This window comes from Sphingomonas sp. GW822-FHT03G08, from assembly GCF_058801135.1.
In genome coordinates, this window is the sequence record NZ_JBXAMZ010000001.1 from 37,099 (window position 1) to 62,304 (window position 25,206).

General features: G+C 66.0%; 14 protein-coding genes. 7 read left to right on the forward strand and 7 right to left on the reverse strand.

The window, feature by feature from the left end; genetic code table 11:
• Window positions 1-47 precede the first annotated feature (47 nt).
• The 4 genes from AC1RJ5_RS00140 to AC1RJ5_RS00155 all read left to right on the forward strand — a co-directional run bounded on the left by AC1RJ5_RS00140 (window position 48) and on the right by AC1RJ5_RS00155 (window position 2,228).
• Window positions 48-788: a 2OG-Fe dioxygenase family protein gene (locus AC1RJ5_RS00140; RefSeq protein WP_493111028.1), complete on the forward strand. Its 741-nt coding sequence runs from the start codon at window positions 48-50 to the stop codon at window positions 786-788.
• Between the two features lie 55 nt (window positions 789-843).
• Window positions 844-1,347, forward strand: coding sequence for an OsmC family protein (locus AC1RJ5_RS00145; RefSeq protein WP_269575631.1), 504 nt, complete (start codon window positions 844-846; stop codon window positions 1,345-1,347).
• A 300-nt stretch (window positions 1,348-1,647) separates the two neighbouring features.
• A complete protein-coding gene (locus AC1RJ5_RS00150) occupies window positions 1,648-1,875 on the forward strand; it encodes a hypothetical protein (protein WP_342249620.1) in 228 nt (75 codons plus the stop codon).
• Window positions 1,839-2,228 (forward strand): outer membrane protein, encoded by a 390-nt coding sequence (locus AC1RJ5_RS00155; RefSeq protein ID WP_342249619.1) that lies wholly within the window; start codon window positions 1,839-1,841, stop codon window positions 2,226-2,228. Before AC1RJ5_RS00150 ends, AC1RJ5_RS00155 begins: the two co-directional genes overlap by 37 nt.
• A gap of 106 nt (window positions 2,229-2,334) precedes the next feature.
• Here the strand turns inward: AC1RJ5_RS00155 and AC1RJ5_RS00160 are convergent, their stop codons facing one another.
• A complete protein-coding gene (locus tag AC1RJ5_RS00160; protein WP_342249618.1) occupies window positions 2,335-2,784 on the reverse strand; it encodes a DUF6916 family protein in 450 nt (149 codons plus the stop codon).
• Window positions 2,785-2,982: 198 nt separating this feature from the next.
• Between AC1RJ5_RS00160 and AC1RJ5_RS00165 the strand changes: the two genes are divergently transcribed.
• On the forward strand, window positions 2,983-3,297 hold the full coding sequence (locus tag AC1RJ5_RS00165) for a DUF6916 family protein (protein WP_269575628.1): 315 nt from the start codon (window positions 2,983-2,985) through the stop codon (window positions 3,295-3,297).
• Here AC1RJ5_RS00165 and AC1RJ5_RS00170 read toward each other — a convergent pair.
• From AC1RJ5_RS00170 to AC1RJ5_RS00185, 4 genes are read right to left on the reverse strand one after another with little or no spacing between them, the layout of a single operon-like run.
• Entirely contained in the window at window positions 3,294-3,809 is a 516-nt protein-coding gene (locus AC1RJ5_RS00170) for a GNAT family N-acetyltransferase (protein ID WP_269575627.1), read from the reverse strand. The two genes, AC1RJ5_RS00165 and AC1RJ5_RS00170, sit on opposite strands and share 4 nt — an antisense overlap.
• A gap of 16 nt (window positions 3,810-3,825) precedes the next feature.
• Window positions 3,826-4,353, reverse strand: coding sequence for a phage tail protein (locus AC1RJ5_RS00175; protein ID WP_342249617.1), 528 nt, complete (start codon window positions 4,351-4,353; stop codon window positions 3,826-3,828).
• 12 nt (window positions 4,354-4,365) lie between these two features.
• Window positions 4,366-4,884 (reverse strand): phage tail protein, encoded by a 519-nt coding sequence (locus AC1RJ5_RS00180; protein WP_493111033.1) that lies wholly within the window; start codon window positions 4,882-4,884, stop codon window positions 4,366-4,368.
• Window positions 4,885-4,894: 10 nt separating this feature from the next.
• Window positions 4,895-5,380 carry a phage tail protein gene (locus tag AC1RJ5_RS00185; RefSeq protein WP_269575624.1) on the reverse strand — a complete coding sequence of 162 codons (486 nt, stop codon included), beginning with the start codon at window positions 5,378-5,380 and terminating at the stop codon, window positions 4,895-4,897.
• 272 nt (window positions 5,381-5,652) lie between these two features.
• Here AC1RJ5_RS00185 and AC1RJ5_RS00190 point away from each other — a divergent pair, with 272 nt between their 5' ends.
• Window positions 5,653-22,503 carry a beta strand repeat-containing protein gene (locus AC1RJ5_RS00190; protein ID WP_493111035.1) on the forward strand — a complete coding sequence of 5,617 codons (16,851 nt, stop codon included), beginning with the start codon at window positions 5,653-5,655 and terminating at the stop codon, window positions 22,501-22,503.
• A 66-nt stretch (window positions 22,504-22,569) separates the two neighbouring features.
• Here AC1RJ5_RS00190 and AC1RJ5_RS00195 read toward each other — a convergent pair whose 3' ends face one another.
• Window positions 22,570-23,841 (reverse strand): metallophosphoesterase family protein, encoded by a 1,272-nt coding sequence (locus AC1RJ5_RS00195; protein WP_269575622.1) that lies wholly within the window; start codon window positions 23,839-23,841, stop codon window positions 22,570-22,572.
• A gap of 186 nt (window positions 23,842-24,027) precedes the next feature.
• Between AC1RJ5_RS00195 and AC1RJ5_RS00200 the strand changes: the two genes are divergently transcribed.
• Window positions 24,028-24,459, forward strand: coding sequence for a hemerythrin domain-containing protein (locus tag AC1RJ5_RS00200; protein WP_269575621.1), 432 nt, complete (start codon window positions 24,028-24,030; stop codon window positions 24,457-24,459).
• On the opposite strand, the gene AC1RJ5_RS00205 is transcribed toward AC1RJ5_RS00200, so the two are convergent.
• On the reverse strand, window positions 24,446-25,192 hold the full coding sequence (locus AC1RJ5_RS00205) for a Crp/Fnr family transcriptional regulator (RefSeq protein ID WP_493111038.1): 747 nt from the start codon (window positions 25,190-25,192) through the stop codon (window positions 24,446-24,448). The two genes, AC1RJ5_RS00200 and AC1RJ5_RS00205, sit on opposite strands and share 14 nt — an antisense overlap.
• Window positions 25,193-25,206 lie beyond the last annotated feature (14 nt).

Consider the following 25,206-nt stretch of genomic DNA (forward strand, 5'->3'; position numbering starts at 1 on the left):
CGTGCGCCGGGCATCGGCGCATGGAAGCCGCACGAACGGGACGAGGCATGGATTTCAGCGCAATTGCGGGACCAGGCGCCGGGCTGGCGCAGCAGCTTGCCGACAAGGGCTATGTGCATGTCGATGCCGCGGATTTCCGCGCGATGGCGCATGCCGCCGACCCGGCGGAATTCGCGCGCTTCGCGGCGAGCTGGGATGATCTCGCCCAGGACGAGTACATGGCGGATGGCGGCCGCTATCGCCGCCGGCGCTATGCCGCGTTCACCTTCCAGGGCGCACAGGCGCTGCGCAAGGCGCACCAGCCGCATTTCCAGAGCATCGACTATAACCCGCTGAACGGCGACACCCAGCGCTGGTTCGCGCCGGCTACCGATGCGCTGGTTGACCTTCCGATCACGCGCAACCTGTTTGCGCTGTGCACGCCGCTATTCTCGGCGCTCGATGGCGATCCCGAACAGCGCTGGGACGGTGAATTCCATCAGTTCCGGATCGAAGCGCTGGGCGGAGAGGCGGGCCAGCCCACGCCCGAGGGCATGCACCGCGACGGGGTGGACTGGGTGCTCGTCATGCTGGTCGACCGGCGCAACGTCGAAGCCGGCACCACGCACATCATCGACGAGGCAGGCCGTCGCGACAGCTTTACGCTGGTTACCCCGGGCGAGGCAGTATTGCTTGATGATCGCCGGATCCGGCACGGCGTTACCGCGATCCACGCGCTGGACCCGGCCCTTTCCGCTTGCCGGGATGTGCTGGTGGTTACCTGGCGTCGGGCCCGGCGCCGGGATTAGCCGCGCCTGTCGGAAGGAATGCCCGCTGCCGGGCCGCAACAACGAGGTGAAGTGGATGCAGACGAACGATACGCTCGATGAAGCTGTCGCCACCAAGAGCGGGACGGGGCGGTTCCAGCTGGAAATATCGGCCGGTGGTGCGCATTTCATGGCGGACGAACCAGTCGAGGTTGGCGGCCTCGGCGCCGGTCCCACCCCCTACCAACTGCTCGCCGCCGCGCTTGCTGCCTGCACGACAATGACGCTCCAGCTCTACGCCGATCGCAAGGGCTGGCCGGTGCGCGTGCATTGCACTGCGGTCGGGCATCGGCGCGAGGAGGGGCAGAACCCGCCGGACGTGTTCTCTCGCCGGATCAAGTTCGAAGGCGAGATCACGCCTGAGCAGCGTAGCCGGCTGCTGGAGATCGCCGATCGCTGTCCCGTGCACCGTACGCTCACCGAAGGCGTGCGGGTGCGTACTGCCGAGGCGCTGCCCGAGGCCGCGCCCGCCATTGCCCATATGGCGGACATGGAGGCGCTGATTGCCGTCGGTCGAGGGTCGTTCGACTTCACTGAATGACCCGCGCAAAAGAAGGGCGGCCCCAATGGAGCCGCCCGCAAGTTCAGGAGAGGATGCCCGGGGGAGGGCAAGGGAGAGCTTCGCCCGGAATCATGTGCTCCCGCCATTATACGATGATATGCATCTGCCCATGTCAGGCTCGCCGCGCTGTGTAACTTGGTTGACCATCTGGATAATACCTTGGGATAATCTGAGTGTTACTCAGGGTGTCTAATACTTTTGTAGCCTGATGCTCCCGGGATTTCGTCCCTAGCTCGCCTCCATCGATCACTGGCTGATCGGATTGAAAAGGAGGCTCATATGTTCAAGAAGTTCATCGCTCCCGCCATTGTGCTGGCATCCGTCGCAGTCGCGGCGCCCGCAATGGCGCAGGAAAGCGCTCCGTTCACCGGCGCCCGCGTTGCCGTCACCGGTGGCTGGACCGCGTCGATCACCGCGGCGAGGATGGTTCGGGTTTTGTCTATGGCGGCACTGCCGGCTACGACGTGGCGGTGGGTGATCTGCGCCTGGCGCCCGAAGCCGAAGTGACCGGCACCACCCAGAAGTCGTGCTTCACCCAGGCCAATGGCCGGCTGTGCGAGCGTGGCGACCGCGATTTCTATGTAGGCGGCCGCATCGGCTATGTCGCGGCGCCGCGGGTGCTGGTCTATGGCAAGGCGGGCTACACCAATGCCCGTTTCGGCGATCGTCTCACCAGCACCAACGCGGGTGCCGTCACTACGATCGAAAGCCATGACGATCGCTCGGGCTTCCGCCTCGGCGCCGGTGTCGAATATGATGTTACCCGGCAATTCTTCCTGACCAGCGAGTATCGCTACTCAAACTATTCCGGCGGCTTCTCGCGCAATCAGGTCCTGGGTGGCGTCGGGTTCCGTTTCTGACCCGCCGTTATCGAGGAAAGAAAAAGGGCGCGTCCGCAACCGGTCGCGCCCATCTTTTCGCTGGCCGGCGATCGCCCATGCGGGCGAAGCCGATAGTTTCTCTTGGCTAGTTGAGCAGGGCGGTGATGACGCCCTGGCCATTGCTCTGTCCGGGCATGCCGAGGAACAGATCGAAACTGCCCTTGGTCGCGTGCGACAGCTGGTAGGTCTTCTGGCCGGCGGGTATCTGGCCAAGCGCCATCTGGAAGGTCGCGAAGAAGCCCAAGTGCCGTGCCAGATTGGTGGGACGCGAGGCATCCACGATCTGCTCCAGGCTGGCGAGCGTGGCGGTAACCTTGCCGCTGGGCGTGGTGATCACGAAGGAGGAGCCGAGCAGTTTCTGCCAGTCGCTCATCTCGGATGCGGTCAGCACCGGCCCGCTCGGCGTTGCCTCCGCGACAGGCGTGACGACGCTGCCAGTGCTGGAACTGCCACCGCCACCGCTGCATCCGGCGACTCCGGCCCCGGCTGCAATCACACCCCCAACCACGAAGCTTCGACGCGAGCTGTAAGTCATTGTTTCCGCTTTTCTTGCGGCCAGGCCCGAGTGCGACGCTTTGCACGGACCTTTCCCCCGAGCGGCCTTCCTACCATTTCGGTGCGGATACTGCACTCGTGAATTATGGGGCACCGGCCCAACGCGGGATTGGCCAGACCGGCATGGCCTGCCTATAGCGGGAATGTCGCGCGCATGCGGCCTGGGAGGATTGACGACATGACGTTCGATGCCGCTTCGCCGGGGACCTCCGCGCCGCTCACGCTGGCTGATTTCGCGGACCGGGTCGGCGAGGCTTTCGTCATCGAAACCGAAGTCGGTGCGCAGCGGCTCGCACTCGCAAAGGTGCAGGAACTGCCCCAGGCGGCGCGCGAAGAGGGCGGTTTCCGTCTGGAGTTCCTCGGACCGTCCGAACCGCGACTCCCCCAGGCGATCTACGCCTTCCCGGTCGGGGATGCGATGCACGACATCTTCATCGTGCCGATCGGGTTCGATCCGGCGGGCGGCATCCGGTACGAGGCAGTCTTCTTCTAAGCCGGTTCGGAGGCACGCGGCGTGCCGAGCTCCATCAGCTCGTAAATGCCCTTGTCCTCGGTGACGACGAAGCCGAGACGCTGATAGAGGCGCCGCGCGGGATTGAATTTCTCGACATGGATCGAGACGCCCTTGCCCTGGCCGGCGGCCCATTCGATCAGGTCGCGCAATATCGCCTCGCCCAGGCCCTGACCGCGCGCCGCGGGCATCAGCGAAATGTCGACGATGCGCAGTTCGTGTGTCCACGCATCGACATAGAGCCTGCCGATCGCCGCACCATTCCGCTCGAGGATCAGCCGCTCGGCGTTGGGATAATAGGTAACGTAATGATGGTGCTGGGCGCTGTGCTGCTGGGTCAGGAACGCGCGCTTCTGTTCCGCCGGCCAGTCGCTCAGCGCCAGCTCTTCTTCCCGCGTGGAGAAGTAGAGTGCTTCGACAAAGCCGAAATCGCCCTCCACGAACGGCCGATACGACAGGTCGAAGCGCGCGGCGGCGTGGAGGGGCGGGGGCATGATCGCGCGTATACGGTCAGGAGCGGGGCGGGAACACGCCCTGCATCGCAATGCAGAAATAGAAGGTCAGATAGGGCTGCATATTGTTGTGCGGAGCGCTGCCACCGGCCGACGAGAGCGCCTGCGGCGACATGGTGACCAGGTTGGTGTTGGTCGTGGTCTGGTAGAGCGAACCGCCGGTGCTGGTGGAAAGCGAAACGCCGTTCGCAAGCGTCCCCTGGGTGGCATCCTCAACCGAAGCGCGCAGCGTATGCGTATGGTTCGGGATTTCCGACTCGAGCAGGGTCACCGTTTCGGTGCCGCTGATCTCGCCCAGATCGTGCAAGGACAGGCCGGGGCCTTGTCCCGGATGCATCGGCGCGCGGCCCTGCATGTCCGGAAGCGCGAAAGTGCTCTTGCCGTTGCCGCCATAGGTGGTGCCCAGCAGCGAGAAAAGTGCGGTGTTCTGTGAGAGCGGCAGCAACTGCCCGTCGCACCACGCCCAACCCCTGGGCGCGAAGTTGAACGGGAAGATACGGATCTCGGCGACAAAGGGATCGGCCATGGTGCGTTCCTCTCAGTTCTGGCTCGGGAAGATGCCGAACAGCGAGATGATGTAGTTCAGGCAGAGATACGGCTGGAAATTGGTGTGCGGCTGGCTGCTGCCGATCGAGGTGATCGAAGTGGCGGACATCGCCGTGTCCGCAGCCTCACCCGAATAAAGCTTCACCAGCGTCGAGCTGGCGAGGACGTTATTCTTCGGATTGGCCTGCGTGCCGTTGCCGGATGCACCCAGCAAAGGATGGCTGTGCGCGGGAATCTGGTTGATCGATAGCGTCACTTCCTCGGCGCCGCCCGTCTCGGCCAGCGTGTAATTCGTGCCGCTGCTGCCGGTGCCCTGGTGGATCGCCAGGCGTCCGCGCAGGTCGGGCAGGGCGAAGGTGCTCTGGCCATCGCCGCCATAGGTGGTGCCGATAAGGTTGAACAGCGTCTCGTTCTCGGAGATCGGGATGAGCTGTCCTTCGCAGAACATCCATCCCGCGGGGGCGAAGTTTCCGGCGAAGATGCGAAGCTCGCCGACATAAGGCTGTGCCATGGAGCTTTCCTCAGTTCGGGGACGGGAAGATGCCCGCAAGGGCGATGCAGTAGCTCAGCGTCAGGAACGGCTGCATGTTCAGGTGCGCTTGGCTGCCGCCGTTATTGGCGACTGTGGCGGCGTTCAGCGCGACCGCACTCGGCGTGAAGCCCGTCGAATAGGCGTTGCCCGGCTCGGCCGAGAGCACATAGCCGGTGCCGCCGAAATTGGGGTTCACCGCATTGCCGTTGGCGTTCGACGCCTGGAGAAAGTGCACGTGGGTGGGTATCTCGCTGATGCTCAGCGTGTGCGCCTCCTCACCGGCGCGATCGCCCAGGAAGTGGCCGTTGCCGACATGGATCGGCACGCGCCCGCGCAGGTCGGGCAGGGCGAAGGTGGTCTGGCCGTTGCCGCCATAGGTGGTGCCGAGCAGCGAGAACAGCGCCTGGTTCTGGTTGATCGGCAGGAACTGGCCATTGCACAGCGCCCAGTTCTTGGGCGCGAAGACAAATGACATCAGCCGGATTTCCGACAAAAATGGTTCTGCCAACGCTAGTCTCCCCCGAACATCCCGGATCAAGACCTAACCGAAACGAAAGAGCCTGACCATAGGGCTTGGTGCGGCACTGCCCCGCAATGACGCGATGTCTTCCGGAACACTACGTATTAGATAGCTTGAGACCTGAAGCCTGGGGTGGTAGCCGTTAACCAGGCGTCACAATCCATCCGTCGAGTCATTGGCACGAACGCCGATGTCAGGGTTTGCACGCCGATCGGGGGAGATTGTCCGTGCAGAAGCTGAACCGTGGCCGCCTGCTGCTGTCCACTTGCCTTAGTGGTGTAGCGCTGGCCTGGGCACCTGGCGCGCAAGCGCAGGCGCAGGACAAGACCCCCAATTGGCAGCCGCGGGCGGAAGTCGATGCCCGTGCCGCTGATGGCAGCAGCCAGGTCTCGTTCGAGCTCTTCACGCCGGTTGCGCAGAACGACTCGAACCTGCTGTTCGTCGCCGGCCGGATCGGCACCGACGAGCGCTATGACCGCAACGGATCGGTCACGATCGGCGGGCGCGGCAAGATCGGCGAGGATGTGGCGATCGGCGTCAATGCCGGCGTCGACTTCTACAAGACCGACATCACTTCGCGTGACCAGACCGCGGTGTCGTTCGGGCTCGAGGGCTTCACCTCGGTGTTCGACCTGCACGTCAATTATCGCCTGCCGGTCAATCGTCGCCGTACGATCGGCTATGTCGATCCGAATGCCAGTCCGGCCGGCGTGCTCTCGATCGAGAACAATCGTCTGATCGAGCGCAAGAGCGGGTGGCGGCTCGAGGAAGTGCCGCTTGCCGGCGCCAATGCCGAGATCGGCGCGACGCTGCCGCTCGGCAAGCAGCTCAGCGTGCGCGCTTCCGGCGCCGGCTTCGACTATCGCGCCGACGCGGCGAGCAAGGCCTATCGTGGCATCCGCGGCGGGCTCGAGCTCGGCATCGAGGATCCGCTGGGTACCGGCGGCCGCTTCTCGCTGGGCGCCGAGCTGCAGAACGACAATCGCTGGGGCACCCAGGCGCGCGGCACCGTGCGGCTGTCGATTCCGCTCGGGCGCGGTTCGCGTGACCGCAGCGCTGGCAACAGCGGCCTCGATCGCCAGATGGGCGAGCGGCTGCGTCGCGACTATGTGACGCCGTCGGGTACGCGCTACACCGATCTCACCAGCACCAACTTCGCAGTCGATGCGCGCACGGGCGTGGCGTTCGGCGGCGTCTATTTCACCAGCGGCTCGGGCACGGCCGGTGCAGCGGGCACCAGCGCCGCCACCACCACGCTGAGCGACGCGGTAACGCGGGCGGGCGCGAACGGCATCGTCGTCGCGCTCGGCAATGCCGGCACGATCGCCAGCACCGGCGTCACGCTCGCGACCAACCAGTATCTCGTCGGCGGCGCCAGCAGCGTCAGCGTGCGCCATTCGGACGGCTCGGTCAGCGCCTTCAACTTCGGCGGCACCAACGGCGTGATCGTCGGCAGCAACGCCGGCGGCGCGGCGGTGACGCTCGGCCAGGGCTCGGTGGTGCGCGACGTCACCGTCCGCGGCAGCGGCTCGGGCATCCTCGCGAACGGCGTGGGCGGCTTCGCGCTCGAGCGCGTGACCATCGAGAATACCGGCGCGGCCGGCCTCACGCTCAACAACACCACCGGCGCGGTGGTGATCGACGGCATCACCATCCGTGGCGGGGCCGGGGCGGGCGTGGTCGTCAACGGCGGCAGCAACGTCACCCTGCGCAACTCGACCATCGGCGGCGGCGCGGGCGCGATCGACATCAACGACGCCGGCGGCAACCTGACGACCACCCTGTCGAGCCTGACCCTGTCCGCGACCGGCGGCACGGTGCTCGACATCGACGGCTCGGGGGCGGGCACCGTCACGGTGGCCGGGCTCTCCGGCATCAACATCGCCGGCGGCAATGGCGAGACCGGCGGCTTCGCGGCGCGCTATGTCACGTTCGATTCCAGCACCGCGGCGGGCGTCCAGGCAGTCAATGCCGGTGCCATGCAGGTGGGCACCACCACCGCGCGCGTCGGCGGCGCCGGCGTCACGCTGACCGAAGTCGATGGCGCGCTCAGCTTCACCAGCCTCAACATCGCCAACAATGGCGGGACCGGCCTGACGGTTGCCAACACCAAGTCCGGCACCTTCACGCTGACCAACGCCGCGGGCACGGTCGACACCACGGCCGGCACCGCACTCAACCTCGACCCGCTGTTCATCGACCTGACCTTCTCGTCCGTGCGCTCGATCGGCGCGGCGGGCGCGGGCATCATCCTGAGCAACGTCCAGGGCTCGGGCACCGGCGGCAACGCGCTGACCATCGGCACGCTGACCATCACCAACAGCGGCCAGCAGGGCCTCTACATCACCGGCGGCTCGACCGGCCTGGTGACGATCGGCGGCGGCACGATCACCAACAGCGGCGGCGCCTCGGTGCAGGTCGGCCAGTCCGGCGTGGCCGGCAGCGGCGGCACGATCGGGCTCAACTTCGGCGCGGCCATCACCGATGCGGGCGCAGGCCCGCTCGTCTCGCTGTTCAACGTCGGCGGCGCGATTCGCTTCACCGGCGCGATCAGCGGCGCCGGACCGATCACGATCAACGGCTCGCTCGCCGGCTCCAGCGTGACCTTCACCGGCGCGACCACCATCACCGGTTCGGCTTCGCCCGCGCTTTCGCTGAACAACCTGGCCGGCAGCACGACCTTCTCGGGCCTGCTCACCATCGCCAATCCGACGGGCACCGGCATCGTGATCGGCAGCGTGCCGGGCGGGGTGACCTTCGGCGATGTCGACATCACCGGCCTCGGCGCCGCCACCGGCCTGAACCTGACCGGCACGCAGGGCAACGTCACTTTCGGCACGCTCGACATCACGGGAACCGGCGCCGCCGGCTCGACCGGCATCGACTTGACCGGCGCGACCAATGCCGGCGCGGTAACCATCACCAATCCGAGCGTGATCCAGGGCGTCGATATCGGCGTGAACCTGACCAACGCGAACATCACCGGCAGCTTCCGCTTCGGCGACGCCAATGCCGCCGATGGCCTGGAAAGCCGGATCACCGCCAACACCGTGATCGTCGTCGCGGGCATGAACGCGACGCACGGCATCTATGATTTCGCCGACGTCCAGCTCGACGGCAACACCAACAACATCACCGGCGGCAGCTTCACCGCCTATTACGTCCTCGCCGGCGCGACCGGCGCGGGCACGGCGAACGATCCGGGCAGCATTGCCGGCGCCGCGGCTTCGGGCGCGCAGTATATCGTGCTGCTCAACAACCCGAATGGCGGGCAGGACGTCATCGACACCTCGGTCCTGGTCGGTGGCGCGCTGAACCTGACGGCCGGCCAGTCGCTGGTCAGCTTCCTCAATACCGATTTCTTCGCGGTGACCGGCGCCACCGTGCCGGCGAACCTGATCGTCTCGAACCTCGGGCCGACGGGCATCGCGAACACCTATGCCGGCTCGGGCGCGGCGATCCTGACCAGCACCACCGGCACTTCGACGCTCAACCTGGCGAACGACAGCCGTCTCGACGGCGTGATCATCCATAATGACGGGCTCGGCGTGGGCATCGTCGGTTCGGGCGTTTCCAATGTCATCATCCGCAATTCGACCGTTTCGGGCAATGGCGGCGCGATCAGCCTGATCGACGGCGGTACCGCCGCCTCGGCCACGCTCACCAACCTCAACCTGTCGGCAAGCGGCGGCACGGTGCTGAACCTGAGCGGCGCGGGGGCGGGGACGCTCAACGTGTCGGGTACCGGCATCAACATCGCCGGCACGGGCTCGGCGCAGGGTCTCGTCGCCAATGACGTGACGGTCGGCACGCTCAGCATCGGCTCGGTGAGCACCGGGGCGGCCGGCGGTCTCGCTGCAGTGCAGGTCACGCAGGTGGCTGGCGGCACTCTGAGCATCGGCAACGTTGCCGTGAGCGGCGCCACCGCGGGTGTCGGCCTTGGTGTCGCGAACAACGCGGCGACGGTGAACATCGGTGCGGTGACCGCGACGAACACCGCCGGCATCGGCGTCGTCGTGTCGGGCAACACCGGCAACGTCACGCTCGGTGCGGTCTCGGTGTCTAACACCGGCTCCGATGGCGTGCGCGTCACCGGCAACAGCGGCAATGTCTCGATCGGCGCGGTGGCGTCCAACAACGCCGGTGGTTCGGGCATCCGTGTCTCGAACACCACCGGCAACGTCAATATTGCCAGCGCGTCGATCACCGGCGCCGCTGACGGCTTCGAAGTCTCCAACCTCTCGGGCAGTCTGACGGTCGGCGCGACGAGCATCGCGAACAGCACCGGCGTCGGCATCCTGGTCAACGGGGTGGGTGGCACGCTGAACTTCGGCGCCACCACCATCGCGAACAGCACGGGCGTCGAGCTGGGTGCGGGCAGCACCGGCACGATCAGCTTCGGCGACACCGACATTACCGGGCTGGGTGCGAACCAGACCGGCGTCGACGCGCGCAGCAGCGGCGGTACCGTAACCTTCGCCACGCTCGACATCACCGGTGCGTCCACCACCGGCACGCGCGGCATCGACCTGACCGGCGCGACCTTCGCCGGAAGCTTCACCGTTACCAACAGCAGCACGATCACCGGCGTCGGCACCGGCGTGGACCTTACCAATGCCGCGATCACCGGCAGCTTCCGCTATGGCGACGGCTCCAACACCGACGCGGACGGCGCTGCCTCGACGATCAACGCGATCACGCCGATCGCGATCGGCGGCCTCAACCAGACCGTCGGCAGCTACAATTTCTCCGACGTCAATCTGGTCGGCGACATCACCAACCTGGCGATCAACCCGGTCACCGTCTTCTTCGTCGAGCAGGGCCGCACCGGCGCGGGCACCAAGACCGATCCGGGCAGCCTGGCGGCGGCGGCAGCTTCGGGCGCGAACTATATCGTGCTGCTCAACAACCCGACGGGCGGGCAGGATGTGCTCGACGTCGCCGGCCTCGGCACGCTGACGCTCGGCGCCAACCAGCACCTGGTCGGCTTCCTCAACGGCGATACCCAGGCGGTGGGCGGCGGCACGCCGGCGAACCTGTTCCTCTACGGCATCACGCCGGGCATCGTCACCAATCCCTATCTGGGCTCGGGCGCAGCGCTGCTCACCAATACCGGCGCGGGCGCGACGGTCACGCTGTCCAGCGGCTCGGCGCTCGATGGCCTGCGCATTGGCGGCATGGGCATCGGCGTGTCGGGTATCGGCGCATCGAACGTCTCGATCACCAACTCGATCATTTCAGGCAACGGCGGTGCGATCAGCCTGCTTTCGGGCGGTGTTGCCGCCTCGGCAACGCTGAGCAACCTGACGCTTTCCTCGACCTCCACGACGGGCGCGGCGGTGCTCAACCTGTCCGGTGTCGGCGGCGGATCGCTGACGCTGGGGGGCTCGGGGCTGAACCTTGCCGCGACCGGCGATGCGCGCGCCCTGGCGATCGATACCGCCACGCTTGGCAGCAACCTCAGCTTCGGCACCGTCAGCGTGCAGAATTCGGATGGCTCGGGCGTCGCGCTCGCCAATATCGACGGCACCGGCAATCTGGGCTTCTCGAGCATCAACATCGGCGGCACCACTGCCGGCGCGGGCGTCTCGGTGAGCGGCAACACCGCGCAGATCAGCCTGGGCTCGGTCACCACGACCAGCACCGCAGGCGACGGCATCGAGATCCTCAGCAATGCCGGCATTGTCCTTCTCGCCAACTTCAACATCACCGGCGCGACCGGTGCGGGCCTGCGCATCAATGGCCTGACGGGCGGGTTCGCGACGCTTGGCGGCACGATCGCCAACAGTGCCACGGGCATCGAACTGACCGACATCGACGGTCAGGTGATCTTCATGAACACCGCGACGATCGCCAACCCGACAGGCACCGGCATCCTGCTCGGTGCGGGCAGCAGCGGCACCATCGAGTTCGCCAATGTCGACATCACCGGCCTTGGCGCGGGCACCGGCCTCGACGCGCGCAATGTCCTGGGCGATGTCCGCTTCACCACGCTCGACATCGCGGGCACCGGTGACTCCGCATCGATCGGCATCGATCTGGCTGGCGCGACCTTCGCCAGCAACCTGCTCGTCACCGATAGCAGCGCGATCACCGGCGTCGGCACCGGCGTCAACCTGACCAACGCTGCGATTACCGGCACCTTCCGCTTCGGCGACGGCTCGAACACCGACGCGAACGGCGCGGGCTCGACGATCAGCCTCAGCAGCACCGGCGTGCCTATCGCGATCACCGGCCTGAACGCGGCGATCGGCACCTATAATTTCGCCGATGTGAACCTGACGGGCGACACCAGCACGCTCTCGACCTCGGCTACGGTCTATTGGGTTGTGGAGAATGGCACCGGCGACGGCTCGCGCAACAACCCGGGCAGCCTGCAGGGCGCAGTGACCGCGAACCGCGATGTCATCATCCTGCTCAACAACCCGAACGGCGGCAACGACGTCATCGATGCGATCGGCGTAACCGACGGCGACAATCCGGGCTATACCGGTACGCTCGTCCTCGACGCCAACCAGCAGCTGCTCGGCTTCCTCAATGGCGACACGATCTCGCTGCCGGGCGGCGCGCCGGCCAATGTCGTCCTCTACAACATTGCACAGGGCGTTGTGACCAATCCCTTCGCGGGATCGGGCGCGCCGACGTTGACCACTACCCAGGGCGGTGGCGCGGATACGGTGCGTGTCCTGGGCAACAATCTGGTCGACGGGGTACGGATCACCGGCGCGGGCACCGGCATCTATGGTACGGGCGCGGCGAACGTCACGATCCGCAACAGCATCATCTCCGGTGGTGACAGCGCGATCGAGCTGGCCGCCGGCGGCAGCGCTGCCAGCGCGGCGCTGAGCAACCTCGTGCTGACCACCACCGGCAATTCGATCCCGCTGGCGCTGTACGCCGTGGGTGGCGGCAGCATGACCATTACCCAGCTTGCGAACATCACGATCACCCAGGGTGTCGGTTCGCAGGGCGCCTATCTGGACGGGGCCACGTTCGACGCCGATCTCGCGACGGCGGGCTATCAGACCGTCGATGCTTCGCTGTTCATCGGCACTGCCGGTCAGCGGCTCACCGGCAACGCAGTCAATCTATCGAACGCGCTGGGCGCGCTCAACTTCACCGATCTGGCGATCTACAACCAGAGCGGCACCGGGATTCTTACCAACGGCACCGGCCTGACGCTGACGAGCGCAGCCGGCACGATCGATACGCTCAACGGCGCAGCGCTCTCGCTGACCGGCACGAGCATCGATCTGGTGCTGGACGGCGTGACGCATGCGGGCACCGGCAACGGCATCACCGCGCTCAATGTGACCGGCGCCGGCATCGGCGGCCGCGCGCTGGATGTGGCCAACCTCACCATCACCGGCGCTGGCAACGGCATATCCATCGGCGGAACGACGACCGGCAGCTTCTCTTTCGGTGCGGCTTCGAGCATCAGCGGCACGACTGGCGCGGCGATCGCGATCGGCACCACCACCGGCCCGCTCGACTTCACCTATGCCGGCAGCGTCAGCGTCACGGGTGCGTCTGCGCTGCTCGACGTGAGCGGCCATGCCGCGGGTACGGTGACCTTCACCGGCACCAGCAATCTCAGTGCTACCAACGGCACTGGGCTGAACTTCAGCAACGCCGACGGCACCTATGCCTTCAACGGCACCACGACGCTGAACGGCGGCGACGCCGGGATCGACATCCTGGGCGGCTCGGCCGGCAGCTTCACCTTCGGCGCTGGCACCACGATCACCAACCCGACTGGTGCCGCGATCAACGTCGCCAGCTCGACGGCGGGCGTGACCTATCTCGGCACGGTCAACCAGTCGGTGGGCGCGGCGCTGAAGGTTGCGGCACATGCGACCGGCACGCTGAACTTCAGCGGCGCCACGCTCAATGTCAGCGGCGGCGACGGCATCCTGTTCGACAATGCCGACGGCACGTATACCTTCGGCAGCGCAACGCTGACCGGCGGCGCACAGATCGGCATCACCAACGGCTCGGCGGGCACCTTCACCTTCGGGTCGGGCACCAGCGTCACCAACGCGGCGGGGGCGGGGCTGTTCGTCAGCAATTCGACCGCCAACCTCACCTATTCGGGCCAGATCAGCCAGTCGCTTGCCGCCCTTGCCGCAGTCGACATCGGGACGCATTCCGGCGGGACGATCGACTTCACTGGCGCGACGTTCAACATCACCGGCGGCACCGGCATCTCCTTCTTCGATGCGGACGGCACCTACAGCTTCGGCGACCTGATCCTCTCCGGCGGTGCGCGCCTGGCGATCCTGGGCGGCTCGGCCGGCACCTTCACCTTCGGCAATGTCGACATCACCGGCCTCGCGGCGAACACCACGGCGGTGAACCTGACCGGCGCGACCGGCAACGTCACCTTCGCCACGCTCGACATCACCGGTGCCTCGAACACCGGCACCCGCGGCATCGACATGACCGGCAGCACGACTGCCAGCAACGTCATCATCAGCGGCAGCAGCACGATCACCGGCGTGAACATCGGCGTCGATCTCACCAATGCGGCGATCACCGGCACCTTCCGCTACGGCGACGGCTCGAACACCGACGCCAATGGCGCGGCTTCGGCGATCACCGCGGTCACCCCGCTCGTCATTGCCGGCCTCAACGGCGGCACCGGCACCTACAATTTCGCCGACGTCAAGCTGACCGGCGACACCACGAATCTGTCCGTCTCGGCCTATTTCGTGCTCGAGGGCGCGACCGGCATCGGCACCTTGACCGACCCGGGCTCGCTGGCGGGCGCGGAGGCGTCGGGCGCGACCTATATCGTGCTGCTCAACGACCCGACCGGCGGCGGCGATATGCTCGACGCCACGGCGGGCGCAGGCGGTTCGCTCGATCTCGCGGGTGGCCAGTCGCTGCTCAGCTTCCGCGACACCGACAGCTTCATGGTTGACGGCGGCGCACCGGGCAATGTGCTGCTGTTCGACGTGCAGGCCGGCCTGATCTCGAATCCCTTCGCCGGCTCCGGCGCCCCCACGCTCACGGCGAGCGGCGCCAACGCCACCGTCACGCTGGGTGGCGGCAACACGATCGATGGCGTCATCATTACCAATTCGGGCACTGGCGCGGGCGTGCTCGGCAACGGTGCTGCGGCGCCCATTGTCATCCGCAACAGCACCATCTCGGGTGGCGCGGCGGGCGCGCTGCGCATCTACGACAACACCGCGAATGTCACGCTGGCGCTGAGCAACCTCACGCTTGCCGCGAACGGCGGCAACATCCTGAACCTTGACGGCAGCGGCACCGGTACCTTCACGGTTACCGAGCTGGCCAATCTCAATGTCGTGCACACGACGGAGACCGGCGGCTTCATCTTCAACGACCTGACCTTCGATTCCAACACGGTTGCCGCCGGCCTCCAGGCCGTGTCCGCCGGCGCCCTGACGCTCGGCACCACGGCTTCGCGCATCACCGGCGATGGCCTCAGCCTGACCAACGTCACCGGCACGCTGAACTTCACCGATCTCAACATCGCCAACAATGCCGGCACCGGCCTGACCGTTGCCAATTCCAAGGCGAACGACTTCCTCCTCGGCACCACCGGCGGGGCGATCGACACCACCAACGGCACCGCGATCAACCTCGATCCGCTGAAGATCAACATGGTGCTCGGCTCGGTCGGCTCGACCGGCGGCGCCTATGGCATCCTGCTCGATCAGGTCGAGGGCAGCTTCACCGTCACCGGTGCGGTCAATATCAGCGGCGCGACCAACACCGCGATCGCGATCCGCGACAACACCGGCCAGACCGATCCGATGCACGCCCTTTTCCAGGGCGCGGTCACGGTCAACAACACCACCGGCGCAGGCGTCGCACTCACCAACAACACCGGCGCGACGATCGACTTCACCGGTGGCCTGGGGATCACGACCACCACCGGCAGGGGCTTCTTTGCCACGGGTGGTGGCACGCTCAGCATCACTGGCACCGGCAACACCATCACCACCGGCGACGCCACGGCGCTGGCGCTGGGCAACGTGACGGTCGCCAATGCAGGTGTTTCGTTCAGCAATATCACTGCTGCGCCCGCTGCTGTGCAAGCCGTGCTGGCGAGCGGGACCGCGCTCAACGGCGCGCTCAACATCGGCGGGCTCAACATTGGCGGCGGTAGCACCGGCGTTCTGTTGCAAAGCCTGAGCGGGACCGGCGGCGTCAACTTCACGGGCACGCTCGATCTCGATACCACGGGAGTCGGCTTCGACCTGAACGGTGCGGTCGGCACGGTCAACATCGCCAATGTGGCGGGCTCCACGCTGACGATCGACGGCGCCTCGAACGGCATCCGCCTCAACGGCATGACCAGTGGCACGGTCAACGTCGCGACCAGCGCGAGCGGCGGGACCGCTTCGATCGGTGCCAGCACCAGCTCGACCGTGGCGGCGATCGGTATCACTGGCAGCTCCGGCGGCACGCTGAACTACGGCGGGACGATCAATGCGGGCGCCGGCTCGGTGCTGTCCGTGTTCAGCAGCAGCATGCTGGCCACGCTATCGGGTGCGATCACCTCGACCACGGCCGGGACCGCGTTCAGCTTCTCCGGCGCCGGCGGCATCTACACCATCTCCGGCGCCGTGAGCCACAATGGCGGCGCGGGCGTGAACATCAACGCGACGAGCACCGGCAATGTCAGCTTCCTGAACGCGAGCAAGACGTTCAGCACGGGCGCCAACACCGCGTTCAGCATGGTCGGCACCGGCACGCTGTCGCTGCTCGGCGGCGGGCTCGGCATCACCACCACCAGCGGCACCGGCTTCAGCGCGACCGCCGGCACGGTTTCCGTCCTCGGTTCGGGCAACACGATCACCACCGCCACGGGCCAGATCCTTGGCCTGAGCGGTGTGACCAGCGGCTCGGGCGGCATCACCTTCGATGCGCTCACCGCCACCGGCACGGTCGCCAACAACGGCATCCTGCTGAGCGGACTCAGCGGCGCGGCCTTCAACGGCGGCACGGTCAGCATCGCCAATGGCACCAGCGGCGCCGCCAATGACGGCATCAAGGTGAGCACCGGCACCGCGGCGATCACCTTCGGCAACACCACGATCGGCCTGGCGGGCAGCAACGCCATCGAACTGCTCAACAGCAATTCGGCGGTGACCTTCGGCACGATGAATCTGGCCGGTGCGAATGGCAGCACCATAGTCATCGCCGGCTCGACCGGCCCGGTCACCCTGGGCACCGGCTCGATCACCGCCACCGGCGCGGCCAATTATGCGGTTTCGCTCACTGGCGGCACCGCCGACGTTTCGGTGGGCTCGACGCTTGTCGGCACCAATATGGTCCAGATCGTCGATCATGAGATCGGCACCGTCACCTTCAGTGGCGACATGGCATCGACCGTGGGCGGCATCTCGGTCACCAACGTCAATTCGGGCCTGATCACCTTCACCGGGCAGACGCTCGCGCTGAACGCCACCGCCTTCGGCGTCTCGATGGCCGGCAACAGCGGCGGCACGATCGACTTCAATCCGACGGCGGGCGGCAACGGCCTCGACATCGTCAGCACGGGTACGGGCTTCACCGCCGGCTCGGGTGGCACGGTCATCGTGCGTGGCGTCGGCAACTCGATCAGCACCACCGGCACCGGCACGGCGCTCAGCTTGCAGAACGTGACCATCGGTACCAATGGCTTCACCTTCGGCAGCGTCAGCGCCAATGGCGCGACGACCGGCATCCTGCTCAACGGCGTCAGCACGGTCGCGCCGGCGATCAGCCTCGGCACGGTCAACCTGCAGGGCATCACTTCGCGCGGCATCGACGTCACCGGCATCCTCGGGACCGGTCTGTCGATCACCGATCTCGATATCGGCCTGAACAGCAACAGCGCGGTGGCGCTCGACCTCAACGGCGCCACGCTCTCGGCGCCGATCATCATCGGCGACTTCGACGTCACCAATTCCGGCGGCGCGGGCACCAGCATCGGTGTCGATCTGCGCGGCGCGCTCGGTGGCGCGAGCATCCTGCTGGGCGGCCAGATGGGCGCCTCCAGCTCGATCGCGGGCGTCGGCACGGGCATCTATCTCGATGCCTCGACCAACGCGCTGCTCACCTATGGCGACGGCGAGTCGGGCATCGACACGGGCTCGACCATCTCGGCGACCACCGCGATCGACGCGACCAACGCACCGACCGTCGGCACCTACGACTTCCGCGACGTTGCCTTCTCGGGCAGCCCGGGCGCCGGTTTCGGCCTCAACAAGATCTATTTCGTCGATGCGGACGGCGCGACCGGCGGCGGCAATGGCAGCGGTGCGGACGGCAACAATCCGATGACGCTGGCTGCGGCGGAACTGATCGCGGCGGCGCAGGACATGATCGTCCTGATCAACAATGGCAGCGCGATCAGCGCGGCGGGCTCGAACGGCAATGACTCGCTCGTCCTGGCATCCAACCTCCAGGTCCGCGGCTTCGGAGACGGCGTCGGCGGGGGTGCCGGCACCGGCAGCGCGCCGATCAACATCACGCTCACCGTGCCTTCGACGATCCTGCTGTCGGGCGGCACCAGCTTCAACATTGCCGATCCCACCGGCAATGGCGCAGCGACGCTCACCAGCGCGGCGGGCAGCAACGTGCTCACCCTGGGTGCCTCGAACAACCACCTGTCGGGCTTCATCCTCGACGGCCTTTCGACCGCGAACCGCGGCATCAAGGACAATGGCGCGGGTGCGACCAATACGCTGATCGACTATATGACGATCCGCAACTTCGTGACGCGCGGCATCGAGATCACGCCGTCGACCAACACCACGGTCGACCATGTCAACTTCGCGAACAATCCGTCGGATCTGTTCTTCAACGCCGCCGGCACGGTAATTACCAACGTTACCAGCAACGGTGCCACCGGCACCGCGATGACCCTGGTCAACACCACCGGCACGACGACGCTCACCAACGTGAACATCAACAGCGCTTCGGCGGGCATTCTGTTCAGTGCTTCGGGTGGCACGATCAACGCGACCAATGTCGATATCGGTGTCGCAAACGGTGCGGGCCTGACCATCGCCGGCGGTACGGGCTCGTTCAACTTCGACTCCACCAGTTCGATCAGCCAGGCAGGCGCGGACGCGGCGCTCAGCGTCAGCGGCGGCCACGCCACTGGCACGCTGGCCTATGCCGGCACGATCGTCGCTTCGAACGGCACCGGCCTGCAGTTCGACAATGCCGACGGCACCTACAACTTCACCGGCACCACGACGCTGGCCGGCGGCGATGCGGGCATCGACATCCTCAACGGCTCGGGCGGCACCTTCAGCTTCGGCGCGGGAACGTCGATCCTCAGCCCGTCGGGCACGGCGTTCAATGTCTCGGGCAGCACCGCGGCGATCACCTATAGCGGCAGCATCATCCAGACGAACAACGCGGCGCTGGTCTCGTTCCTCAATCATTCGGGCGGCACGGTTACCTTCCAGACCGGCGCGCTGGATGCCAACAACGGCATCGGCCTGCAGTTCGACAATGCCGATGCTACCTACAACTTCACCGGCACGACGACGCTGCACGGCGGCGATGCCGGGGTCGACATCCTCAACGGGTCGGGCGGCACCTTCAACTTCGGCACCGGCACCTCGATCACCAGCCCGACGGGCACGGCGTTCAACGTCTCGGGAAGCACCGCCGCCGTCACCTACAACGGCGACATCACCCAGGCGAACAACGCCGCACTGGTCAATGTGCTCAACCATTCGAGCGGCACGCTGACCTTCCAGACGGGCACGCTGAGCGCCACCAACGGCACCGGCCTGCAGTTCAACAATGCCGATGGCACCTACAACTTCACCGGCACGACGACGCTGAACGGTGGCGATGCCGGCATCGACATCGTCAACGGCGCGGACGGCACCTTCAGCTTCGGCAGCGGCACGGCGATTACCCATGCCGCTGCGGGCGACGCCTTCGTTCTCACCAGCAGCAACAGCGGCCTGACCTATGCGGGCAGCATCGATGACAGCAACGGCTATGCCGTCCGCATCGACAACCACGCTGCCGGTACGGTGACCTTCGGTAGCACCAGCACGATCGCCTCGAGCGGCGCCAATGCGCTGGGCCTGAGCGTGACCAACAATGGTGGCGGCACGGTCAGCTTCAACGGCACGACCACGCTGTCGACCCAGGCCAACAACGCGATCACGCTGACCAACAATGCGGGTAGCACCGTCGGGTTCAGCTCGGTCGGCAGCAGCCTGGGCGTCACCACGACCAGCGGCACCGCCTTCACCATCGCGAACGGCGGCACGATCAACGTGCAGGGTCCGAACAGCACCATCACCACCGGCTCGGGCACGATCCTCGACATCAGCAACACTGCGGGCGTGACGTCGACGCTGAACCTGAACTTTGCGAACGCCAGCAACACGCTGGGCACCAACGGCATCCTGGTCACCCGGACGGCGGGCACGCTCACCGGTAGCGTCACCATCAACAGCGGCGCGATCACGGCCAGCAGCCGCGGCATCGACTTCAGCGGCGGCACGCTGTCGCTCGACTATGCCGGCAGCGTCGCCACCAGCGGCACCACCGCCCGCTCGGTCGAAGTGACCAACATCACCGGCGGCGCCATCACTGTGTCGGGTAATCTCACCGACAATTCGCAGGGCATCAACATCGCCAACAATAGCGGCGGCTCGATCAACTTCTACGGCCAGAGCATCACGCTCAACACCGTGGCGAACGTCAATGCGGTCACGCTGGCCAGCAACACTGGCACCAACATCACCTTCTCCTCGGCGGCGGGCGGCAATGGCGTCGACATCACCGCGTCGGGCACCGGCAACGGTATCGACTTCACCGGCGGTGGCAGCCTGATCGTCTACAGCACCGGCAACTCGATCCAGACCGCGACCGGCCAGATCCTCAACCTGGTCAACGGCAGCGTCGGCTCGCTCGGCCTCGTCTTCGACTCGCTGACCAGCACCGGTTCGACCAACGGCAGCGCGATCAACATCAGCAATGTCGATGGCACCGGCACGCTGAACGCCACCACCGTCTCGATCGCCGGCACCACCGGCGTGACGGCCGACGGCATCTTCTACGGCGGCGGATCGACGATGAACGTCAATCTCGGCACCGTGACGATCGCCAATACCGGCGACGAAGGCATCGAGATCAACGGTGCGGGCAACGGTACCTTCACCGCGGGCAGCGTCACGATCAACAACACCGCCGGCAACGGCGTCGAGATCAACGGCTCTACCAATACCGTGAACCTGGCGGCCGGCGCGATCGGCGCCACCAACGATCCGACCGGCTTCGGCGTCTACATCCTGAACGGCACGGGCGGGATCAGCATCGCCTCGTCGATCACCAAGACCACCAGTAACAACGTGGTGTTGGTCGATAACCACGAGACCGGCAACGTCACCTTCTCGGGCGCCATCAGCGCCACCGGCGGGCTCAACAACGGCATCGTCGTCCAGAACGTCAATTCGGGCACGATCAGCTTCCTGGGCAACACGACGCTGAGCACCGGCGCGAACACCGCCTTGAACCTGCTCAACAACACCGGCGGCACGATCAGCTTCCCGAATGGCGGGATGGCGATCACCACCAACAGCGGCACCGGCTTCAACGCCACGGGCGGCGGCACCGTCACCACGGCGGGTAGCGGCAACACGATCACCTCGACCACGGGCACTGCGCTCAACGTCGTCAACACCACGATCGGCTCGTCGGGCCTGCGCTTCCAGAGCATCTCGTCGAACGGCGCCTTGAGCGGCATCATCCTCAACAACACCGGCTCGTCGGGCGGCATCAACGTCACCGGCACCGGCGCGGCAGGCTCGGGCGGCACGATCCAGAACTCGATCGGCGACGGCATCAGCCTGACCAGCACCGAGAATGTCCGCCTCGCCTATATGAACGTCACCAACAATCTGGGTGACGGCATCGGCGGCTCGAACGTCAATGGCTTCCTGATCGACAACATGCTGATCAGCGGCAATGGCAACGATGCCGGTACCGATGAATCGGGCATCAACATCACCGAACTGACCGGCACCGCTTCGAACGGTGCGCGGCCGACCGGCATCTTCAACTCGACGATCCAGAACAACAACGAGTTCGAGGTGCAGATCACCAACTCGACCGGCACGCTGACCAACTTCCAGGTGGTCAACTCGACCTTCGCGTCGAACGGCGTCGGCATCAACGGCAACGGCACCAGCCCGCACGGCAACATCTTCAACTTCCTCGGCACGGGAACGTCGGCGATGGGGATCAGTGTCTCGGGCAGCAACTTCACCGGCAACTGGAACGCGGCGAGCCCGCCGACCACGATCGTCGGCAGCGGCCTGTTCGCCGACAGCACCGGCACCAGCATGACCGTGCAGGTGAGTGGTTCGTTCTTCACCAACACCAATAACGGCATCAACGTCTCGACCGGCCCGGGCTCGACGACGCTGACCTACAATATCGACAACAACAATTTCGTCGGCACGCGTTCGACTGCGATCAACGACTTCCAGAACGGCAACGCGCCGTTCACCCGGACGGTCAACGGCCGGATCACCAACAACATCATCGGCAACAACGCCGTGACCAATTCGGGCTCGAATGTCGGTGCGGGCATCAGCATCAGCAACGAAGGCGGCGTGAACGCCAACTATCTGATCAGCGGCAACACGATCCAGCAGATCCAGACTTCGCAGGGCATCGTGGTCAATGTCGGCCTGGTCGGTCAGGCGACGGGCAACCTCACCACCAACGTCACCATCCTCAACAACACGATCCGCAACATCAACGGCAGCCGCGGGCTCGTGATCAACAACAACCAGAATACCGGTGGCTTCCCGACGGTGAATGTCAGCGTCTCGGGCAACAGCTTCTCGGGCATCGCAGGCCAGGCGGGCAACGGCCAGTATCTGCGCCTCTCCGCCAGCGGTGGTGGCACGATCAACGTTACCCAGGGTCAGGCGACCGCCAGCGCGATCGCCAGCGAGCTCGATGACGCCAACGGCTTCAACGACACGACCAAGATCAGCATCGGCACCGGCACGTTCAACTATGGCCAGCCGGCGCCGACCCAGCCGCCGGCCTCGGTGCCGCTGCCCTGATAAGGAAAGAGCGCGGCGGGCATCCCCGTCGCGCTACTTTCTTGCCGTTCCGAATTGGGGAGGGTGCTATTTGCGCCCAAACCGCGCGCGATAGTCGGGCAGTTCAAAGCTGAAATCGTCGCGTTTCAGATATTCGGCGTCGCTGAGCTTTGCCATACCCTCATGCGCCTTGTACCAGGCGGCATAGTCGGGCAGCTCGGTGCTGAACTTCTTGTAGAAGGTCGACCAGGTGCGCACCTGCACGCTCGGCTTCGGTCCGTCGAGCCGGAAGGTCAGCAGGCGCATCCAGCCGTCGCCCAGGGTAGCGTTGGCGTTCTTCCAGCCCAGCTCCTTCGCAACCTGCCAGCGCCCCTGATAATCGGCGAGCATCTGGTGCACCTCGTGCCCGGCCAGGTTGTGGTCGACGCTATAGCCCTGGCCGCCGATATGGCCGCTCAACACCAGGAAGATCTGGTCGTTCTCGCTGATCAGCTTGTCCCACACCATCTGCGGGTTGTTGTCGCGGTGATCGAGGATGCTCTGGTCGAGCGCCGGGGTATCGGCATGCGATCCGTCGCGATCGAGGTATTTGTGGGTGCTGACGATCGTCGGCACGTCGGGGAAGCGATGCAGCACGCGCTTCGCCCAGGCTAGCGAGGCATCGGGGGCATCGAACTGCAGGCCGATATGCAGGAACCGGCACTTGCCGACGGTGAAGAGCTGCGCACTGTCCGCGCCGCCGTCATGCGCATCGACATACCAGGGCTGCCCCTTGAAGAACTCGGACTGGTCCGAAAAGGCCGAGCGGAATCCGTCCAGCCCGCCCAGGTGGCGCAGTCCGATCCTCAGCGAGTCCTTGCGCTCGGGCTGCGGCGGATAGGCGGGATCGGTCCACAGCGCGTCATAATCGTGGTTGCCGGGCACCACCGAGAAGGGAAGCTTGCCCTTGAGGATCTCGAAGCCCCTGATCGCTGCCGGAATCTCGAATGCGCGCGTTTCCTTGCGCGGCCCCTCGGCGACTTCCGAGCTTCCCGAATTGGGCATGGCCCTGAAGCCGCGCACCTCATGCTCCGGGTCGGTCCATTCCGAATAATGCTGCCAGACATCGCCGACCTGGGTGGCGAAGACGATGTCGCCGCCGGCGCTGCGCGCATTCGCGGCGATCCAGCGCATCTGCTCATAGAACAGCTCGACGCCATCGAGCGGATAGCCCGCCGCCTTCTGGTGGGTGTAGTCGGTATAGTTCTGCGTGTCGGGGATCATCGCGATCGTGAACTGGCCGCACTTGGGCTGGGCCATCGCCGTCGTGGAGGCGAGCAGGGCAAGGGCGGTGCCGGCGGCAAATCGGAAGCGCTTCATCTGGACCTCACTGGGGCTGGGCAGGCGCTCGCTATCACCACCCGCGGCGCCAGGCGAGCGCTGGTTGCGACGGGCGTCCGGAGCCTTTTGACGTCCGTCAAGTTGCGATCGCCGGCGACGGGCTAGATCGGGCCAGATGCGAAAGATCACATCATGACGGTCCCCCCTTCGCCCTTCGATGTGCCCATGAACATTTCGACGTTCGAGATACTGGAAGACGACCACGTCGTGCAGCGCAGCCTGTGCCACGAGCTGGAGATCGTCGCCGATCGCCTGCCGTCCCTGCCGGCGGCGGACGAGATATTGCGGCTGTGCAAGTCGATCCAGCGGGTGACCGCCACGCACTTCAACCGCGCCGAGCGGCTGTTCGCGGACCTGCCGCTCGCGCACCGTCCCGGGCCCGCCTTCCTCTCGGCGCTGCACGAGATGCACCAGTTTGATCGGATGCACGGCGAGGATCTGGCCAGCGAGCTGTGGCACAGTATCGAGCCGGAAGGCGAGCGTGACGTCGGCAAGCTCTCCTACATGCTGCGCTGCTTCTTCGATGGCTGCCGCCGGGCGATCGCGCTCAAGGAGAGCGGGATCGAGATCGCCCGGCGCGGGCTCATGCCGGGTTGAGGATTGCCCGTAGCCGTTCTTCGCCCAGCACCGTGCAACCGCGATCGCCCTTGGCGAAGGCGAGGATGCCCGCCGCCTTGAGCTGCGAGAGCTGGCGGCTCACCGTCTCGATCGTCAGCCCCAGATAATCCGCCATCTCGCCGCGGCTGATCGGAATCGCGATCAGCACCCCGCCATTGCCGGCCGGCTGTCCCGTGCGCTCGACCAGGTCGAGCAGGAAGCCGGCGATCCGCTCCTTCGCGTTGCGGCGGCCTAGCGCCAGCATCCGGCTGCGTGCATCGCCCAGGGCGGCCAGCGTCCGGCGGAGCAGCATCCGCTCCATGCGCGGATGATCCTCGAGCGTCCGTTCGAACGCCGCGCGGGGGTAGGTGCACAGATCGGTGTCGCACAGGGTGGAGACCGTCAGCGTCGCGTCCTCCTCGAACAGCTCGCCGACAAAATCGCCCGGGAACAGCAACCCGACGATCTGCTCGCGCCCGTCCTCGGTCGAGGCCGTCACCTTGAGCATCCCCTCTACCACCGTGGCGCAGTGATTGTTCTGGTCACCGGCCCAGTTGAACACCTGGCCCGCAGGCAGGCTGCGGCGGCGACCGATCGCATGCAGTGCCGAAATCTCGCCATCGCCCATCGCCGCGCATAGCGAATTGCCGCGCGCCTTGCACGCCTGGCAGCGGGCAGGCGCACAGCCGGGCGTGGTGGGCGTACGATCGAGGAGCAGGGCGTCGGTGAGCATGAGGGGACGCTTTC

Coding starts and splice junctions, on each gene's coding strand:
- AC1RJ5_RS00150 (WP_342249620.1), top strand. CDS start 1,648: ATGTTCAAGAAGTTCATCGCTCCCGCCATTGTGCTGGCATCCGTCGCA.
- AC1RJ5_RS00140 (WP_493111028.1), top strand. CDS start 48: ATGGATTTCAGCGCAATTGCGGGACCAGGCGCCGGGCTGGCGCAGCAG.
- AC1RJ5_RS00180 (WP_493111033.1), bottom strand. CDS start 4,884: ATGGCACAGCCTTATGTCGGCGAGCTTCGCATCTTCGCCGGAAACTTC.
- AC1RJ5_RS00195 (WP_269575622.1), bottom strand. CDS start 23,841: ATGAAGCGCTTCCGATTTGCCGCCGGCACCGCCCTTGCCCTGCTCGCC.
- AC1RJ5_RS00175 (WP_342249617.1), bottom strand. CDS start 4,353: ATGGCCGATCCCTTTGTCGCCGAGATCCGTATCTTCCCGTTCAACTTC.
- AC1RJ5_RS00170 (WP_269575627.1), bottom strand. CDS start 3,809: ATGCCCCCGCCCCTCCACGCCGCCGCGCGCTTCGACCTGTCGTATCGG.
- AC1RJ5_RS00145 (WP_269575631.1), top strand. CDS start 844: ATGCAGACGAACGATACGCTCGATGAAGCTGTCGCCACCAAGAGCGGG.
- AC1RJ5_RS00165 (WP_269575628.1), top strand. CDS start 2,983: ATGACGTTCGATGCCGCTTCGCCGGGGACCTCCGCGCCGCTCACGCTG.
- AC1RJ5_RS00185 (WP_269575624.1), bottom strand. CDS start 5,380: ATGTCATTTGTCTTCGCGCCCAAGAACTGGGCGCTGTGCAATGGCCAG.
- AC1RJ5_RS00205 (WP_493111038.1), bottom strand. CDS start 25,192: ATGCTCACCGACGCCCTGCTCCTCGATCGTACGCCCACCACGCCCGGC.
- AC1RJ5_RS00200 (WP_269575621.1), top strand. CDS start 24,028: ATGAACATTTCGACGTTCGAGATACTGGAAGACGACCACGTCGTGCAG.
- AC1RJ5_RS00160 (WP_342249618.1), bottom strand. CDS start 2,784: ATGACTTACAGCTCGCGTCGAAGCTTCGTGGTTGGGGGTGTGATTGCA.